This is a genomic window from Peribacillus sp. FSL K6-1552, assembly GCF_038005205.1.
Lineage (GTDB): Bacteria > Bacillota > Bacilli > Bacillales > DSM-1321 > Peribacillus > Peribacillus butanolivorans.
In genome coordinates this window covers 897,208-916,609 of record NZ_JBBOST010000001.1, presented here as the reverse complement: position 1 = coordinate 916,609, position 19,402 = coordinate 897,208, and the positions used below count along the sequence as shown (strand labels likewise).

At 38.2% G+C, this 19,402-nt stretch carries 15 protein-coding genes and 1 pseudogene; 3 read left to right on the top strand and 13 right to left on the bottom strand.

The features are described 5' to 3' along the window. Positions 1-314: 314 nt before the first annotated feature. From NST21_RS04440 to NST21_RS04395, 10 genes are all read right to left on the bottom strand, one after another. The gene (locus NST21_RS04440; RefSeq protein WP_340887938.1) at positions 315-476 is read right to left on the bottom strand and encodes a hypothetical protein; all 162 of its coding nucleotides are present in this window, start codon (positions 474-476) and stop codon (positions 315-317) included. A 175-nt stretch (positions 477-651) separates the two neighbouring features. Further along, positions 652-1,764 carry a GerAB/ArcD/ProY family transporter gene (locus tag NST21_RS04435; RefSeq protein ID WP_340887936.1) on the bottom strand — a complete coding sequence of 371 codons (1,113 nt, stop codon included), beginning with the start codon at positions 1,762-1,764 and terminating at the stop codon, positions 652-654. A 143-nt stretch (positions 1,765-1,907) separates the two neighbouring features. Continuing rightward, positions 1,908-3,005 (bottom strand): GerAB/ArcD/ProY family transporter, encoded by a 1,098-nt coding sequence (locus NST21_RS04430; RefSeq protein WP_340887934.1) that lies wholly within the window; start codon positions 3,003-3,005, stop codon positions 1,908-1,910. A 56-nt stretch (positions 3,006-3,061) separates the two neighbouring features. Beyond that, the gene (locus NST21_RS04425; RefSeq protein WP_340887932.1) at positions 3,062-3,265 is read right to left on the bottom strand and encodes a hypothetical protein; all 204 of its coding nucleotides are present in this window, start codon (positions 3,263-3,265) and stop codon (positions 3,062-3,064) included. Between the two features lie 14 nt (positions 3,266-3,279). Then, entirely contained in the window at positions 3,280-4,494 is a 1,215-nt protein-coding gene (locus NST21_RS04420) for a Ger(x)C family spore germination protein (protein ID WP_340887931.1), read from the bottom strand. A 26-nt stretch (positions 4,495-4,520) separates the two neighbouring features. After that, on the bottom strand, positions 4,521-6,098 hold the full coding sequence (locus NST21_RS04415; protein ID WP_445670475.1) for a spore germination protein: 1,578 nt from the start codon (positions 6,096-6,098) through the stop codon (positions 4,521-4,523). 635 nt (positions 6,099-6,733) lie between these two features. Further along, a complete protein-coding gene (locus NST21_RS04410; protein WP_340887930.1) occupies positions 6,734-8,149 on the bottom strand; it encodes an aspartate ammonia-lyase in 1,416 nt (471 codons plus the stop codon). A gap of 120 nt (positions 8,150-8,269) precedes the next feature. Continuing rightward, positions 8,270-9,385 (bottom strand): Zn-dependent alcohol dehydrogenase, encoded by a 1,116-nt coding sequence (locus NST21_RS04405; RefSeq protein WP_340887929.1) that lies wholly within the window; start codon positions 9,383-9,385, stop codon positions 8,270-8,272. Positions 9,386-9,413: 28 nt separating this feature from the next. Next, positions 9,414-10,934, bottom strand: a complete 1,521-nt coding sequence (locus NST21_RS04400; protein WP_340887928.1) for an aldehyde dehydrogenase family protein — start codon at positions 10,932-10,934, stop codon at positions 9,414-9,416. 15 nt (positions 10,935-10,949) lie between these two features. Beyond that, a complete protein-coding gene (locus tag NST21_RS04395; RefSeq protein WP_340887926.1) occupies positions 10,950-12,332 on the bottom strand; it encodes a lyase family protein in 1,383 nt (460 codons plus the stop codon). Between the two features lie 227 nt (positions 12,333-12,559). Here NST21_RS04395 and NST21_RS04390 point away from each other — a divergent pair, with 227 nt between their 5' ends. Together NST21_RS04390 and NST21_RS04385 are read left to right on the top strand one after the other, a co-directional pair. Next, positions 12,560-13,354, top strand: coding sequence for an IclR family transcriptional regulator (locus NST21_RS04390; protein ID WP_340887923.1), 795 nt, complete (start codon positions 12,560-12,562; stop codon positions 13,352-13,354). A gap of 332 nt (positions 13,355-13,686) precedes the next feature. Continuing rightward, positions 13,687-15,042, top strand: a complete 1,356-nt coding sequence (locus NST21_RS04385; protein WP_340887922.1) for an MFS transporter — start codon at positions 13,687-13,689, stop codon at positions 15,040-15,042. 353 nt (positions 15,043-15,395) lie between these two features. Here the strand turns inward: NST21_RS04385 and NST21_RS04380 are convergent. After that, positions 15,396-15,719: pseudogene (locus NST21_RS04380) on the bottom strand (sugar-binding domain-containing protein); the annotation flags it as partial. 91 nt (positions 15,720-15,810) lie between these two features. Then, positions 15,811-17,214 carry a glucuronate isomerase gene (gene uxaC / locus NST21_RS04375; protein WP_340887921.1) on the bottom strand — a complete coding sequence of 468 codons (1,404 nt, stop codon included), beginning with the start codon at positions 17,212-17,214 and terminating at the stop codon, positions 15,811-15,813. Positions 17,215-17,465: 251 nt separating this feature from the next. On the opposite strand from uxaC, the gene NST21_RS04370 reads away from it, so the two are divergent. After that, positions 17,466-18,641: an ROK family transcriptional regulator gene (locus NST21_RS04370; RefSeq protein ID WP_340887919.1), complete on the top strand. Its 1,176-nt coding sequence runs from the start codon at positions 17,466-17,468 to the stop codon at positions 18,639-18,641. 43 nt (positions 18,642-18,684) lie between these two features. Here NST21_RS04370 and NST21_RS04365 read toward each other — a convergent pair whose 3' ends face one another. Then, a complete protein-coding gene (locus NST21_RS04365) occupies positions 18,685-19,383 on the bottom strand; it encodes an MFS transporter (protein ID WP_340887918.1) in 699 nt (232 codons plus the stop codon). Positions 19,384-19,402 lie beyond the last annotated feature (19 nt).

Below are 19,402 nucleotides of genomic sequence, written 5' to 3'. Positions count from 1 at the left end.
AGCATATAGGCACTAAAAATGAGGGGTCTAGGTTAATCTAGATCTGATCCAGGAGGGATGAAAAATCGGCTCCATCATTGGATTAGACATTGGAGAAGGAGAAAGTAAGACAAGCTTTCTCTAAATAAAGGAGGCTTAGGAAAATCACTATTGATTACTTACGCTTGAAGAGATTTCAACAGGTAACATTATCAGGGGCCAGTCGTTCAGTTCTTAGAGGAGATAGACTACAGTATCCGTTTTACTGTTAACATCGAATGTATGAAAAAGCATATTCGTTGTATTAACATAGAGTAATAATTTCACTCCATACGCTAAGCTTTTAGCGCTTCTTGTTCAACCTTTTGCATAAATTCCTGTACTACTTTATTTTTGCTTTTCTCGCTACCTAGTTTCAACATAGCTCTTCCTACAAAATTAACTCCTTTGTTTTGCCCCTCATAAATAAATTTCGTGTGTGTATCAGGAATATGCATGGATTTGATTTTCCCTGGTATAACGGAAGAACCCGGCTGTACCGCTGGCAAACACTTTATTGTTATTGAGAACGATATTTTGCGACCTGCTAACCTGTTATTTCTAGGAAGAATCACCATTATTCCCTTTCAATGCCTAAAAAAATTAAAAATAAAACGACAACAATCTGAAATATTAGCCTGAATTGATTCCCTTACTATTTCGTTTGCTTTTTCTTTTACGTATAACAGCTATCACCAATAAAGACAGCGGAATAATGGTTTGTATTAATACTGCATAAATAGGAAAAGTTTCGAGGTTAAAACGCTCCAAGTCCATTGAGTTAGGCATTGACCAAAAGCCGAAAACTATCATTAAGATTCCTAACGGCCATATAACGTGCCGATAATCCGAAAGATTTAACCACTGTGCGGTACCTAAAACAGTTGCATAATAAAACACAGAAATTTTCACAAAAGCCCCTACTACCCAAATGGCCATGACGATGGACTCCATATGTTCAAAAAATTCGCCAAAACTGATGTAACGAGCTACGTTCATCAGAGGATAAACCTTAGTTTGTGTCGTTGTTCCGAGTACAAAAAGAACGACAAGATTTACCACAACTAACGTGATCATCACAGCAAAGACCGTCAACATTCCATACTTCATTCCTTTTTTCTTATCCGCTAAAAAAGGTAGGAGAAAAGTCATAAGAAAAAACTCCGTGAACCATCCACCCGGAACAATTGAACCCTTGATTGGAGGCATAATCCCTTCCCCTAATATAGGGAATATATTCTTAAGTTCAAAATCGGGGAACACCAAAATGATTGCAATAAGCAGTGGAAATATAAAAAGAGGGACAAATAATTGGGCAGCCCTCCCTATTCCTTCTAAACCACCTTGTACGACGAAGGCACAGAGGACTGTCATTGTTCCCATGATCACGATTATTGGTGTATTAATTAGAAAGGAGTCCACTACAAATTCTGCATACTCTTTGATAATGATTCCCGTGATCTGTACATAAAAAAACAAGAATATAAAACCGATGATTTTCCCCGCTAATCGGCCAATGATATGTTCACTGAATTGGATAACTGTTTGTTCCGGATAAAGTTTGTGCAGTTTATATGCGATATACACCGTCACATACCCCATGAGGGACGCCAAAATAGGAGAAAGCCAAAAATCCGTATTGGCAAATTTCGCTGTGACGCTTGGAATCCCAAGAATAGCGGTAGCCACGATAGTTGGATACATCATGACTGCCATTTGTAGTGATGAAATTTTGCCTTTCTCCATCATCTTTCTCCTTTCTGTGATAGTATGGAAAATCGAAATCACGCAGCCCAAAGATCGATTCACTTTGCATAAACTCTCTAAACGGTTTTATAAGTGCTCTCGCCCATATAACGAGCCCCACCAATATCAAAAAAAAATCTAATTCAGCGTGTTTTCGTTCCCTTATTTCGCTTCCTTACAAAAGCAATCACCAACAAAAGCAGAGGAATAATCGTTTGCATCAAAATTCCATGAAAAGGGAAGGCGATGATATCATAACGACTAACTTCCATAGAGCTAGGAAACGACCAAAAGCTGAATTCTACAATTAAAATCCCTATCGGCCATACAACAGGCCGATAGTCGGAAAGATTCAGCCACTGGGCGGTACTTAAAGCAGCCGCATAATAAAACACAGAAATTTTGACAAACGCTCCTACTACCCAAATGGCCATAACGGCGGACTCCAAATGTTCAAAAAAGTCGGCAAACCTGATGTATCGAGATACGCTCATCAGAGGATATACCTTAGAGGGTGTCGTTGAACCGAGTACAAAAAGAACGATTAGGTTTACCACAACTAACGTCATCATCACGGCAAAAACAGTCATCATCCCGTATTTCATTCCTTTTTTCATATCCGCTAAAAAAGGGAGGAGAAAAATAATCAGAAAAAACTCGCTGAACCATCCACCCGGTATAATAGCACCCTTTAGTGGAGGCATAATCCCATTCCCCAATATCGGGAATATATTCTTAAAATCAAGATCTGCACTCAGTAGGATGATTAAGATACAGATTGGAAAGATAAAAACAGGTAAAAACAATTCGGCAGCTCTCCCTAACACCTCTATACCTCCGCGTACGATAAGTGCACAAAGGATTACCATCGATGCCATGATCACGATAATCGGGGTATTGACCATAAAAGAGTCGACAATAAAGTCTCCGTAACCTCTTAGGATTTCCCCCGTGATAGGGATATAAAAAAACAAGTATAAAAAACCGAGAATTTTCCCCGGAATCCGACCAATAATTTGTTCACTGAATTGGATAACCGTTTGTTTCGGATAAAGTTTGTGCAGTTTATAAGCGATATACACCGTCGCGTACCCGATGAGGGCAGCTAAAATGGGGGACAGCCATAAATCATTTAGAGCATATTTTGCTGTGATGCTTGGAGCCCCGAGTATAGCTGTAGCCACAATCGTAGGATACAACATGATCGCCATTTGCAGAGATGAAATTTTACCTTTCTCCATCATCCTCCTCCTTTCCTCTGCATGAGGTAAACGATATCCGCCTCAATCATGGGCCTTTACTTTTCCATAAACTCTCCAAACGGCTTAAAAAAAGTTTCAATCCATGCAGTGGGTCCTGACATTTGTTGAATGTTGAACATGGACAGAACCAAACCCATGAGGAGCAATGAACAAAAAGCCATTTTGTCTTTTTTAGGATTTTGTTTCATTTTCGGCCACTCATACAAAATGATTAGAGCTACAATTACGGTTGTACACAAAAATGTCCCCCATCTCACTTGTCCTTCACCTCTTTCTCAGGCAGCCCCGCCGGTTTGTCTATATAGCCCTGTCTGCGAATATGTGCCACAACATCAATTTCCACTTCAATCTCCTCAAATTTCTCATTCCAGTGGTTTTCGATTTTATTAAACTGCTTAGGATATTTCCGATAGAATTCTTTACCTAACCCTATAATGTCAGCTTTCTTATTCTGAGTATGCAGAAAAGCCATCTCGATACGCTTTTCTATCTCTTTTTGATAAGATCTTTCTGCATCCTTTAGTGCTTTTGGACTTGAAAGAATCAAATTCGTTCCATTCTGAATAACAGTTCCTTCTGTATTAACCTTCACTAGCAATTTCCATTTCTTATTTTGAATTTGTGGAACCAGCTTGACTTGTGCCGACACAGGATTTAAAGATATCTCCCCTTTTTCACCTTTGGGTTTTAGGGTCACTGTGTAGGATTCTATTTCATCTCTTAACCACAATATCCCTCTTGTTTCTTTTTCCGTCATCGTGCCAGTCATTTTATCTTTATTTAACACGGCTGCTCCGACAATGTAAGGAATCCCTTGTAATTTCTTTTGACCTTTCCCAGGCGGTAAAATGTCAATTAACGGAAGTGCAGCAGCGTGAGATTTACCCGTTAACATTTCATCTAAGTTCTGTAATGTGACCCGCATCCCTATATGTAAATCAGTTAGTTCCCTCATCACCTCCCCTGAATAGGTTTCTAGAGGAGGCAATGAATCAAGGATAGGCTTAGCTTTTCCTTTGCTGACATACACATATGCTCTCTCCCTTGGCTGCGGATGGCGCAGCAAGAAATCCAGATGCTCTTTTATTCCTTCCTTTGCTACCTTTTCGCCGAATACAAATACTTTACATTGTCCCCAAAAAATTTTGCGTGGAATCTTGCTTTGAAGCTTAGACAATGCATCTGAAATATTGGATCCTTTTTCGGATCTCACCAATGTTGTAGGTACTCCACCTCCTCCACCTGGCCCGCCTTGACCGCCTCCGCTGCTTAATGACTTAGGGATAAATACTTGGATGGATAGCTCGATTTGATTATCTTCCTTTTTTTCGATGGCCGCTGCTGTGACAATCGCCAAATCATTGATTTCCACTCGATCCCAACACCCGCTTACTAAAGGGATTGTTCCACAAATGCCCAGAAAAAGCAGGACGCTTTTCCTGAAGTGACCCCTCTTTACCTTCTCCAATATCTTTGATCGCCTCCAACCAGTATTCACTCCGTTTCACTTCCCCTTTTGGGTTTTGGCCCCTGTCCTGGAGACTGACGGTTTACGTTAGATTTCCCTGTAAAGCTCGGGCGTGTATCCATCATCCACATAGGAGATCTCCATAGTACATCTTTCAGTTCTTTACCTTTTAAAGGTGCAAGTGGTGCTAAATAGGGAACACCGAAGGAGCGCATGTTGCACAAATGAATGACTATAGCAATAACTCCCATTATTATGCCAAGCAGTCCTAAGGTACCGGCAAGAAGCATTATTGGAAAACGCAGCATCCTTATCGCAATTCCAGCAATATAACGAGGCATCATAAAAGAAGAAATCCCCGTAATCGCAACCACAATCACCATTGGTGCTGAAACCAACCCTGCTTGTACGGAAGCTTGACCAATCACTAGCGCTCCAACAATGCTGACAGCGGAGCCTACCTGCTTTGGCAATCGAACCCCTGCCTCTCTTAGTGCTTCAAACGTAATTTCCATGATCAATGCCTCGATAATAGCAGGAAAAGGGACCGCCTCCCGGGATGCAGCCATGCTTAGCAGCAGTGCAGTAGGGACCGCTTCATGATGGAACGTCAAAATAGCAATATAAAAGGAAGGAAGCAATAGAGATAACACCATAAAAATATAACGTAACCAACGGATGAGAGTTCCTATCATAAAACGTTGATAATAATCCTCTTGTGATTGAATCAAAGAAAAGAAAGATACTGGAGCAATTAAAGTAAAAGGGGTTCCTTCTACAAGAATGACAGCCCGTCCCTCCAGCAAGCACGAACTGGCCACATCAGGCCGTTCTGTTGACAAGATCTGAGGGAAAGGTGAATACGGATTGTCCTCAATCATTTCCTCGATATATCCACTTTCTAAAATACCGTCCATCTCAATTCGTTCCAGCCGAATCGTAATCTCTTCAATCAGTGTTTTATCCACAAGTCCATCAATATATGCAATCGCAACAGTCGTCTGAGTATACTTCCCAATTTTCATAGATTGCATTTTAAGAGCAGGACTTTTAATAATACGTCTCAATTGAGATGTATTTACCTCTAGAGATTCATTAAATCCCTCTCGCGATCCCCTTATTCCTCCCTCAGCAACAGGTTCTTCAATCGCTCGCTTTTCCCATTTAGACAATCCTAAAGAAAATCCATCACTCTCCCCTTCATATAGAAGAAGCGGGTTTCCAATGGAGATAGATTCAATGCAATCCGCTATCATTTTCACTCTTTTCACTTTTGAAACGGGCATTTTATGTACTAGAAAGTCATTTAATGGTTGTGGCACATTTGCTGATTCCTGCATGAGTGGAGAAAGCACATATTCTTCTATCCCCTCGATGTCTGAAAGACCCTCAATGTAAATAAGCATTGCTCTCGTTTTACCGAAAAGTAAGAACGAACGGAACATGACATCTGAACAATTATCATAAATCAAACGAAGCGTTTCTACATTTTGACTAAACTCTCCATTAAGAGGATCCTCCGGTTTAGAATCCTGGTAATCATTTTGTATATGAGGTTTTTTTTCTTTCGTCTTTCTTAACAATTTACTCACATTACGAATCAAGCTGGTTACCCCCATTTTTTTGCAGGTCGCTCTAACTCCATTTTTCTATGTTTCTTCATCCAGGATATTTTATACAGAAAATCCTGAAACTCACATAACATAATTTTCATATTGAAAAGATTTATCATGATGAAAATAAAGAGACACTTGGAGGAAACGATTATAAATGCTAAGGAACTGGGGATAAATCAGGTCATAATGGAACGTAGTTTTGAAAATGAGGTGAGGGAATTACAGCCAATACTCAGTTTGAGTAAAAGAGCTATTTTTGACGAGTTTCTTCTATAAAATAGCTACTTTTTTAAGTCTCTTTCGTATTCTTTTACCAACCCTTAAAAAAGTCGTATTTAATCCCCTAATTTCTCCATGGCTTTCACTAAAAAGATTCCCCCATACCAGGATCACTCAAAAAAACCGCAAATCCTTTTACTTCAAAGGTTTGCGGTTATTAATACAATACTATCCAGGTAGCGCTTCCTATTATTTTTCAAAAAAGTTCGGGTGGAGTCCAAGAAGAAGATTAGCTATCTATTTCATTCGAAAAAAAAATCAAATAAGCAGCCTAATGGCTGTTCTACCTCTCTCTTGTTCTCTTGATTTTAGGTCCTCCGTTAGGAGCTATGGTTATCATTCAACTAAAGTGTTCTTGAGTTTAACAAATGATGCATTTTTACAGCATCAGTTAAGTTTTCAGGATTAAGTAACTCAGCCGCATCCGCTTCATTAAACAGGCCTTTTTCAACTGCTACTTCCTTTACTGTTAGATTTTTCTCGTATGCCTCTGAAGCTATATTGTTAGCTACTTGATACCCGAATATAGAAGAAATAACGACGGACAAAGATAACGAATTCTCAGCGTTCTTCAAACAAACCGTTTTATTAGCTTTAATACCGTTTAGACATTTTTCAGTAAACAGCGTAATACAATTTGTCAAAATAGAAAAAGAGTCAAATATATTTTTCAAAATAATCGGTTCCCAAATGTTCAAATCCAGTTCGCCTCGATCTACAGCGAATGTAATCGCTTGATCATTTCCATATACATCAAAACAAACTTGCATCATCATTTCGGGTATACATGGATTGATTTTCCCTGGCATAATGGAAGAACCCGGCTGTACCGCTGGCAAATTGATTTCAGCAAATCCTGCCCTAGGCCCTGATGAAAGTAATCTTAAATCGCTGGCTATTTTCGATAATCCACTCGATAATCCTTTTAAGCAAGAAGATATTTTTAAATAAATATCTGCGTTTTGCAGTCCATCGAAAAAATTATCCACTTTGATAACAGCTAAATGTGATACCTCTGGCAAATATTCATATATTTTTTCTGTGTAACCAGGAGCAGCTCCTATACCTGTTCCCACTGCCGTTGCCCCAATTACAATAGACAAGCAATTTTTTTGCAGTTTCTTCATTTCTTCTATTTGTCTCTTGATAAAAGAATGATACCCGCTAAATTGTTGACCTAGAGTAATAGGTACAGCATCTTGGAGACAAGTTCTTGCTATTTTTACAACACCCGAAAATTCTTCTGTTTTATTCGCCAATGAGCATTCGATCTTATTCAAACTGATTAATAAATCGTCTATATAGAAATAGCAAGCCATCTTCATTGCACTAGGAAGTACATCGTTCGTTGATTGAGACATGTTAACATGTTCATTCGGATGTATACAATTATAACCTTTATGACCCGTCAGTAATTCATTTGCCCGGTTAGCAATTACTTCGTTGACGTTCATATTAATTGAGATTCCACCACCAGCTTGATAAATATCGACAGGAAATTGATTTTTCATTTCCCCATTTACTATTTCGTCTACAGCTTGGCAAATTACGTCTTTCTTCTCTTGATCAAGAACTCCTACACTTTGATTAGACATCGCTGCTGCTTTTTTTATATAAGCCATACTTCTTATTAAGTGGGGATATAATTCAATCGTCCGCCCAGAAATTGAAAAGTTCTGACAGGCACGAACCGTTTGTATTCCATAATATACATCCTCATCAATTTCCATTTCTCCAATTAAATCTTTTTCTACACGCATTTTTCTAACACTCCTTTTATTTTCAGTTAGAACAAAAAGAAGGTTGCTTAAATTGATTAATGACAGCAATTTAAACACCCTTCACTTTTATGGAATTTATTAAGAAATGCAGTTTGAAAATTAATCGTTAAACTCAATCACTGCTCTTCCCACATTGACACAACTGCAATCATGGAAAGAATCAAAAGCTTGATTGATATTGTCTAATTCAATACGATCTAACACAAGCTCATCTAATTTAAATTTCCCATCTAAATACATTTGTGCAATCATTGGGAAATCACGGAATGGCTGCGTATCTCCATAAAAACTTCCTTTTAATACTTTCCCAACTCTATGAAAACCTCCTGCTGGAAGATTCAATGTTTTTTCCGGATTAAATGCACCAACGACTACGACAGTGCCACCTTTTCTAGTACTCTTCCAAGCACTTTCGGTCGCTACAGTATGCCCCGAACAATCAATAGCAAAATGAACACCTAAACCTTTTGTCAGTTCTTTTAGCGCTACTTCTACATCCACTTCAGCTGAATTAATCGTATGCGTTGCACCAAACTGTTTCGCAATTTCCAGATTAGCAGGTTTAACATCACAGGCAATAATTTTAGAGGCACCGGCTATATGCGCTCCTTGAATCGCATTGACGCCTACTCCGCCAATACCGAAAATTGCGACTGTAGAACCTGGTGTTACACCAGCTGCATTCACAGCGGCTCCATAACCTGTCGCCACTCCGCATCCGATTAAGGAAGCTTGTGCCAAAGGCATTTCATCCGGCAACTTTACACATGCCATTTCGGGAACAACCGCATATTCTGCAAAAGTAGATAATAAAGAGTTGTGGTATACTCGCTTTCCATCTTGACTAAGTCTTGACGTACCATCAAGTAGAGTTCCTTCAAACATTGGACCAAATGCAGCCTCACATAAATGTACATCCCCTGTTACGCAAAATTCACATTTCCCGCAATATGGAACCCAACTTAAAGCTACTTTATCACCTGCTTTGACACTTGTTACATTTGAGCCGACTGCTTCAACTATTCCTGAACCTTCATGTCCAAGAATAGTCGGCGTTGGCGTCGTTTGATCATTTAAGGCATTTAAATCACTATGACAAACACCAGTTGCTTTTATTTTCACAAGAACTTCATTAGATTTCGGTTCACTAAGATCTACTTGCTGGATCGATAATGGTTTACCCACTTCAGTCATGATAGCTGCTTTTATTTTCATTGTACTATTCCCTCTTTCATGTGAATTTTCAATACGCGAACCAAATAGCTTTTGTTTTTGTAAATGCTTGTAATGAATGAATGGCATATTCTTTGCCCCATCCGCTTTGCTTTAGTCCGCCAAATGGGCTAGCAAAGTCATAGCAACCATATTTATTAACAAAAACCATACCCGCTTCAAGCTGTTTAGCTACCCGATGAGCACGGGAAGTATCACCTGTCCAGAGCCCTGCACCAAGACCATAAATAGTATCATTTGCCTTCTTGACAACTTCTTCTTCTGTTTCGAATGGGATGATGCAGAGGACGGGTCCGAAAATCTCTTCCTGTGCAATTTTCATTTTATTATCAACATCAGCAAAAATAGTTGGTTGAACAAAACAGCCTTTCGCATTTGTTCCAGTTATATCTCTTTCTCCACCAGCTACGATACGGGCCCCTTGCTCTTTGCCACTCTCAATGTAATTTAAAATAGATTCCATATGCTGTTTGGACACTTGTGCACCTTGATCACTTGCTGGATCGAATGGGTCGCCACATTTATAATTTTTAGCGTACTCGGCAATTTTCTCCACAACTTCATCATAAATTTCACGTTGGGCAAACAAGCGGGTCGGCGCAGAACATTTCTCACCTTTATGTGTAAATAACCCATAAAAAGAACGTTCGATCGCTGCATCTAAATCCGGAAAATCGCTAAAAATAATGTTAGGTGACTTACCACCAAGTTCTAATGTTACTGGTTTTAAATTGCTATCTGCTGAGTCGTGGATTAATTTTTTTCCGATATTTGTGCTACCGGTGAACGATAGTTTATCAATATCCATATGACGACTAATATGAGAACCAACCTCACCATCTCCAAGGATTAAATTAATAACCCCCTTTGGCAATACTCCTGCTTCATCAATAATTTCAAACAATCGAATAGCAGAATAAGAGGTTTTATCCGCTGGCTTTAAAATAACCGTATTTCCCATAGATAAGGCAGGCGATAGTTTTAAGACAGCCATTTGAATAGGGAAGTTAAATGGTACAATTTGTCCGCATACACCGATTGGATCTCTCGTGGTTACACTTAAGAAATTGCCTTCTACTGGATTGTTTTCACCATAATATTTATCTGTCCATCCTGCGTAATATTCAAATAAATCTGCTGCTTCTTGCACATCATCGTTGTACGCTTCTGTATATAATTTTCCGTTATCAAGCGCTTCCAATGTTGCAAGCTCTGCATGATGCTCATGAATAAGTTCGCTGATTTTCCGTAATGCTTTCCCTCTATCCTTTCGGCTCATTTCTTTCCATGAACCTTGTTCTAACGCGATTCTTGCTGCTTGTATAGCTGTATCGACGTCCTGCACTTCAGCACATTGAAAATCACCTAAAATTTCTCCATTAGCTGGATTGATCGATTCAATCACTTTATTTCCTGAGCTACCTGTCCATCTTCCATTTATGTAAAGTTTTTTCGTTGTTTTAAGCCATTCATGTGCCCACTCTAGCTTCGGCTGTTCAATTCCTTCAAACTGTTTGTTTTCATGTGTCATGGATCTATACCTCCATTATTTTAGTAAGTTTTTTATAAATTCCCGATCATGTTCTAACATTAATTTAGAAACTGCCGAATAACCCAATCGTTCCTTCAATTCCGTGATAACTGGAATAAATGTATTTGAAAGTTCTCTACATCTTTCTTCATTAGATGTTATGTCCTTTAGACATAGCTCTGTAAAGGAATAAACTGAGTTCGTCAGCATATGTAACCCATTCAATATATTGGCGCCAGCCATTCCTTCAAAAACATTTAAGTCAAGTTCACCATGTTCCAATGCAGCTTGAACAACCCGGTCACACCCAAGGACTTGAAAACAGCTTTGAATCATCGTTTCAGGGATGACTGGATTAACTTTTCCTGGAAAAAAAGAAGAACCAGCCTGAACAGATGGCAGGGTAATTTCTGAAAATCCCGCTTCTGGCCCAGATGAAAGTAATCTTAAATCTTTAGCAACTTTTATTAGAGATGTTGCTAATAAACTTAATTGCTTTGACATATGACCCAGGTCATCGATGTTTTGCGCTGCATCAAATAAATTATCACGTATTGTCACATTCATATTTGTTACTTCACGCAATTTCCCGATAACCACTTCTTTGTATTTTTCAGATGCACCTACGCCATTTCCAATAACAGTTGCTCCAAGGTTAACTGTAAGTAATGACATGATGGATTCTTTTAAAGAATTGTGACGTCTTTTGAGTACCGATGCATATCCACTGAAAACATCCCCTAGCTGAACCCGCATCGCATCCTGTAAACAAGTTCTGGAGATTGTAGTAACACCCACAAACTCTTGTGATTTTTTGTCCATCGTATTGTGCATCTTTGTTAATTCATTATCCAATCCTTCAAAACAGCGTACGATTGCCAGACGAATAGATGTATGACATACATCCGATGTAGATTGGGAAGCGTTTACATGATCTATAGGATGAACAGGCGTATATACACCTAAAGTTCCTTCTAAAGATTCATTTGCTAAATTAGCTAGCACCTCATTAACATTCATATTCGTACCAATCCCACCGCCTCCATGCATAATATCTACAATAAAGTGGTCTTGATAATTCCCGTGAATTAATTGATCACAAGCATTTACAATTGCGGTCCCAATAGATGGGGCTAAAATACCAGCCTCCACATTTGCTAATGTAGCTGCCTTCTTCACCATGGCTAATGACACAATATATTCCGGGAAATTTTTTAATAATTGACCCGAGAAAGAAAGATTTTGCACGGTTCTCAATGTTTGGATGCCGTATAGAGCATTTTTAGGAATATCTACTTTGCCGAAGTAATCTCTCTCCGTCCGTTTTTCAAACTCATCATTCTGACTGATTGAAATCCCTCCTACAAAACTTCTTTTATTAAAAGCGATGTAATCCATGTAGCCTCTATTCTATAAGGATAACGAGCACCACTCTTTTGTTCATATAACGAACATAAAGTTCATATAAAGAACTTATAGCTATTATATGGCCAGGTAATTTATCAGTCAATGAGAATTAATAAATTTTTCTAATTTTTTTGATTAGGGCGAATTAAGCGCATCTTTTTTTTTGATCAAAGTGAAATGATTGACATTCCATTATTCCCTTACGCTATAATAAAAAGATGGAAAATAATAATCAGACCACAACAAAAAAAACCAGCAATAAAGACAGTTCTTCTGTACAGGCTGTAGAACGTGCTTTATTACTTTTGAAGTTTATCGGAGAAAGCACATCACCCATTTCAGTCGGTGATTTGGCCAAACAAGCTGAGCTGAACCGTACTACGGCCTGGCGTTTGATTGGAACCCTTGAAAATCAAGGCTTTGTAGAAAAGGATCCTGTTACAAAAGGGTATCAGCTCGGATATACCCTTTATCAATTAACTTCTCAACATGATCCATATGGTTCTCTCATACGAAGAGCTCGAAGAACGCTAGAAGAATTAAAAGAAGAAGTGGGTGAAACTGTTTTACTTAGTGTTCCTAAGCATGATGGAACTCTTACTATTGATCAAATAGATACCGACCATAGCGTTAGACTAGTCGACTATACTCATACCATTTCACCTCTGCACTGCACATCTAATGGAAAAATTTTATTAAGTTTGCTACCTAAAAAGGAGTTGAACATTTTATTAGAGCAGACTCTTGAACCATTTTCCAAATATACAATTACAGATCCAGAAGAACTGCGCAAAGAACTTGAAAAGATTCGCGTACAAAAAGTTGGAACATCGATTGGTGAACTAGATGAAAATGAAAATGCCATTTCAGCTCCTATTTTTGACAGAAAAAAGAATTTAGTCGCTTTTATCACGCTAGGTGGACCGAGTTTTCGCCTAACAGAGAAAACTCTATTACTATTAAGCAATCGAATGCTAGAAGCCGCTAAAAAAATCGAAGATCAGTTAGAATGAGCTAAAAAAGGTTAAACAATCTCATTTGAAACAAAAAGAACGATGCTGTCATTTTACTGATTGTAAATGCCAGCATCGTTCTTTTTATTTGGTTCTCTACTTTTAACTCTATTTAATCTGAAGATTTTTAATTTTTTATAAAAGTTTGACAAAAACTCAAACACGCAATTATAATTCAGTTATATTCATATAACGCACTTAAAGTTCATATTGCGAACAAATTCCATTCTCCACAAATGAAAACGCTTCCCTCTATAAGCGGCTTCATATTTACCTTTATTAATCTACAAGTAACCGTAGAGGTTTAACAGCATCAATCAGGAGGAGATTCTATGAAAAATAAGAATGCAGCACTTAATGATAATGGCAGTGGTAATACAATTAAATTAGATGATGCACCATTAAACAAATTCCATATTAAAATTGCAGGTCTTACGTTCGGGGCTCATTTCACTGATGGATATATATTAGGTATTATCGCATTTGCCCTATCCCTGCTGACACCTCAAATGGATTTAACACCATTTTGGATCGGGTTAATCGGAAGTTCTGCTTTAATAGGTCTTTTTTTAGGCAGTTTGGTTTTAGGATGGATATCTGATTATGTAGGAAGGCAAAAAATATTTGTCTTTAGTTTTATCGTCATTACCGCTGCATCCATTTTACAGTTTTTTGCAGACAGTCCTACAGAGCTTGTACTATACAGAATTTTGCTTGGAATTGGACTAGGAGGCGATTATAGCGTAGGACACACGATGTTGGCTGAATTTTCACCGCGTAAACATCGCGGTGTGTTATTAGGATCATTTAGTGTAGTCTGGACGTTTGGCTACGTGATAGCAAACTTGATCGGCATTCTTGCAGTCGACTCCGCTCCAGACGCTTGGCGGTGGATGCTTGCTTCATCAGCGATTCCTGCTGTCATCATTTTGGTTTTGCGAATGGGTACACCTGAGTCACCCAGATGGCTGATTAGCAAAGGCCGGGTTGAAGAAGCCCGAGAAATCGTCAAAAAGCATGTCGGCCCCAATATTGTACTTGATGATGAAAGACCTGTACAAACGAATAGCAGTTTTGCAACTTTATTCCGTAAAGATATAAGAAAACGTACAGCTTTCAATTGTATATTTTTCGTTTGTCTCGTTATCCCTTACTTTGCTATTTACACGTTTTTACCAAGCATTCTCGAAGCAATCGGACTAAGTGAAGGATATGGAACAGATTTTCTATTAAATGGACTACTCATTGTAGGTGCCATTTTAGGTATTTGGTTTACTGTTAAATTTTCTCGTCGAGGATTTTTGATCAGCTCTTTTATTGTATTAATCGTTACTCTCACTCTTCTAAGTGTTTTACCTAGCAGTGCAACAGTATTAATGATTCTTTCATTTGCCACCTTCACCTTGATTATGTCTGCTGTAAGTAACTTGGTTGGCGTATTTCCAGCCGAGAGCTTTCCAACAGAAATCCGATCTTCTGGCGTTGGACTGGCAACAGCAATAAGTAGATTAGGATCAGCAATCGGTACGTTCCTACTTCCAATTGGTATTGCAAGTATAGGAATTCAATTTACAATGCTTTGTCTCACAGCTGTACTAATTATTGGAGCAATTGTATCAATTGCTTGGGCTCCTGAAACTAAATCACTTACACTTAGTGAAGCAAGTAATAGCGGAAAGAAAAATTAAAGGATTGTTTATTATTCAGGACTTTTATAAATAAAATCCTTTAAAAGTTTTATATGGTTGCATCAGCAACAGCCAAAACAGGCACCAGCTGTTCCTTTAGCTGGCGCCTGTTTCTTTTTATCAAAACTTCAGCCCATTTCCTTCATCCTCACAGTTTGAATAATACATTAAGATTTAGTTTTATAGATTCTTCATTGATAGTTATTTCTATGCTACTGTTATCAGCTGATCCTCTTTTATCCATTTAATGAGCGATATCGATGCCATCTCCATTATTAATATGAGTAGTGCGGAGGTAATGACTACTACTAAATTAAAAAGGAATAAATTTCTGCTTCAAATAGGAAGAATCAACCTCTATGTTCAACTGCAAGCTCTCCATTCACATATACTTTTGCAGCATGTGTTGCAGAACCGAATCTTAATACAACACGTTCTGAAGCAAGAATGGCCGGCACTGTAAATTCACGTTCATACCAGACCTAGCCAACATGATTGCGGATTTCACCCGTAACTCCTACATCATTGAAAGAGGATGGGACCGCCATCGTCATAGTGCCAGCCAATTTTTCGTCTTTCCAATTTTCATGAAACCCTTCACCTGCATCCAGTTTAAAGTTCCAAATTCCATTCAGGTCTATAAGGTTTCGAGTTTCGGTTACGATGGGATATAACATGTCCAACACTCCTTTAAAAAATAAAATGATTTATTCCTTTTAACTCCATTAACATTTAAAAAATCAAGCAAAAAAAGACAACAATTATTTTTTATCGTTTCGCAAAATATTTTTCAGCATTGTAATAGCCAATATTCCTGACCATTTGCTCACGTAGCTCTTTATCATTAGGCATTAATCCTTGTTCAGTCCAATCGCCTAGGATGTTGCAAAGAATCCTACGGAAATAATCATGGCGAGCATACGAAAGGAAGCTTCGGGAATCTGTCAGCATACCAACAAAGTGGCTCAGAAGTCCGACATTCGCAAGTTCCTTCATTTGTTTTTCCATTCCATCAATATGGTCATTAAACCACCAGCCTGAACCAAATTGAACTTTTCCCGGGATCCCTTCTTCAAAGAAATTTCCGATCATTCCCGCAAGAATCGCATTATCTTTTGGATTTAAATTGAATAATACAGTTCTGGGTAAGGATCCATCTTGATCTAGCGCATCAAGAAAACTAGATAATCCTTCTGCTAAATTGGTCTCTCCAATAGAATCGAATCCAATATCTGTACCAATTAGTTCCTTCATCTTAGTGTTGTTATTACGCATAGCTCCCATATGCAGCTGCATAACCCACTGCTTTTCTGCATACATTTTCCCCAATTCCTTCAATAAGAATGATCGGTAAGCAGTCAATTCTTCAGTTGATAGCTGTTCGTCATTCATCCGTTTCTTGAAGATGATATCCGCTTCTTCTAAAGTGGTGTCTACATATACCATTTTCTGAATATCATGATCCGAACCCCTACCACCGTTTTCATGAAAGTAATTGACACGTTGTTTAAGGGCCTTTATTAGGCTTTCAATTGAATTCACGTTAATTTTTGATACTTTTTCTAATTTTTGAAGCCAGCTTTTAAAATCAGGACGTTCGACAAATAAGGCTCCATCGGGACGGAAAGTCGGAGCAATGGTTATTTGAAAGGATTCGTCCTGCTTCAGTAACTGATGGAATTCGAGCTCAGAAATAGGATCATCCGTCGTTCCAATAAATTTAACGTTTGATTTTTCAATAAATGATCTTGGTTTGAATTCGTGCCTGGAAAGCTTTTCGTTGCACTCATCGTAAATTTCTTGCGCAGTTTCAGGGCTCAGGATTTTTTCAATACCAAAAAACATTTTCAGCTCCATGTGTGCCCAATGATATAGAGGGTTTCCAATTAATTGAGGCATCGTTTCCGCCCATGCAGCAAACTTATCCCAATCCTCTGCATCACCTGTTATATATCGCTCGCCAATTCCGTGCATACGCATGGCTCTCCATTTATAATGGTCGCCTCCAAGCCACAATTGTGTAATATTTTCATAGGGTTTGTTTTCCCATACCTCTTGTGGGGATAAGTGGCAATGAAAATCAAAAATCGGCAGGTTTCCACCAACATTTTCGTATAATTCGATTGCTGTGTTCGTGTTTAACAAAAAATGATCATCCAAAAAGACTTTCATAAATTTCCCTCCTGATAAAAGTTTATATGGGTACCAGCATCGGTTCTACTGTAAGCACTTTCATTTTTTAATAAGCTCATCTAATTAATTCGTTTACTAAACTAATTAATTATATAAATAATTTATCATTTTTTAACTTTTCCGTCAATTAACTCTATCTGAATACACTATAATCTAATAGTATTTGACATACGAGAAACTGTTATAATAAAAATATATCTAAAAGTTGTTGCCAAAATGGGAGGATATTAATGATTACCGGTGATGCAGCATATATCAAAAAAATTAATCGTGGGTTAATTATTAAAGAAATAATAAAAGAAAGCATGATTTCAAGGGCAGATTTGTCCAAAGCTACGGATTTAACAAGAGCAACTATCTCAGCGCAGGTTGCAGATTTATTGGACGAAGATCTAATAGTAGAAACACAACTAGAGCATAACAGTGTCGGTAGGAAGCCTATCATGCTCTCCTTAAACGGCCAAGCAGGATATGCTCTCGGGATTGACATTGATTACGGACGGATTTCCTTCACTCTAAGCAATCTTCTCGGCTGTAGTGTCACCTCCTCTATCAAAGAAATAAATACTACAGACTACTCGGAGATTCTCAAACTGCTGAATAAAACGATCAAAAAGTACAAAGCCAAATACGCTGACAGTCGCTATGGAATTGTTGGTATAGTCATTGCTATCCATGGTCTGGTAGGAAAAGACGAACTCATTCACTTTGTACCACGATTTAAATGGAAAGATATCAATTTAAAAAACGACATAGAAAAGGAATTTGAAATTGATGTTCATCTTGAAAACAATGCTAATCTAAGTGCTTTTGCTGAGCGTATTTTTGTGCATCATGAAGCAGATAACCTTTTAAGCGCAACCTTTCATTCTGGAATAGGCCTTGGAATGATGATGAAGAATGAGTTTTTTCGGGGACATGATGGATTTGCAGGAGAAATTGGCCATATGATTGTTGTTCCGGACGGAAAGCAGTGTAGTTGTGGTAATAAAGGCTGCTGGGAGAAATACGCTTCAGAATCGAGTATTTTTGAATTTCTATCAGAAGAAAAACAAATCCCAAATTTGACATATGAGAATATTCAACGCTGGATTGATGAAGGTGATGAAGCGGTACATAAGATTATGGAACGATTTATTTACTACTTATCCATTGGCCTAAACAATATGATTAACATGTATAATCCGGACGTACTGGTATTAGACAGTGAATTGCTTCGTATATATCCTGATTCCATTAACAAAATCAGGAATAATCTGACCTCCTCCATTAGTCATTACCGAGAACTTACTCTCTCGGCAATTGGAAAAAAATCATGTGTAATGGGGGCATGTGCCCTTGCAATCAAAAATTTCCTTGATGTTCCTATTCTGAATCTTTCTTATGAAAATAGCTATCCCAAATAATAACGAAAAACTCCCCTTTCTGTGTTTCAGGGGAGTTTTTTCACTAATCCTTAATATTTCTTCTCTCAGCCAAGTCTTCAGCAAGTTGAATGGTCCTTTTCTTATTTAATGGATAAAGGAAGGCCAAAATTAAGAAAACAACTATATAGATGACTGCGGGTACTAAGGTTGCCAGTGCATGAATTCCATCAAGCGCTTGTTGTGTTTGTGCTTCTCGTGTTGCATCGTATCCAACCATTGCAATCGCAAAACCGCCGATTCCTCCTGCAATTGCTTGTCCTACTTTACGAGCAAATGAATAGATTGAATATACAGTTCCATCTTCACGAAGGCCAGTTAAATATTCGTGATAATCTATTACATCTGTTACAAATGCCCACACCACAATATTAAAGAATCCGAATCCAAACATCCCTATCGCTGAAATGATGATGAATTGTATCGCAGATAGGTTTGGCATGAAGTACAGTAGCCCATATACTCCCCCCGCAAGCAGCATCCCTATTGACGCCGTTTCTTTTTTACCAAATTTAGCAACGCATGGTTTTGCTATTGGCATAGCAACGAAAACTGCGGCAGTTTGTACAAATCCTATTAAACTTAGGGCTGATGCATTGCTGAAATAATCTTTAAACAAATACACATTAATTGCTCCTATCAGCATCGTACACATCATGAAAATTAAGGATGCTGAAAGGATAGACAATAAAGGCTTGTTTTTGACAATTCCTTTTACAGACATCCTTTATTGCATCCTATTA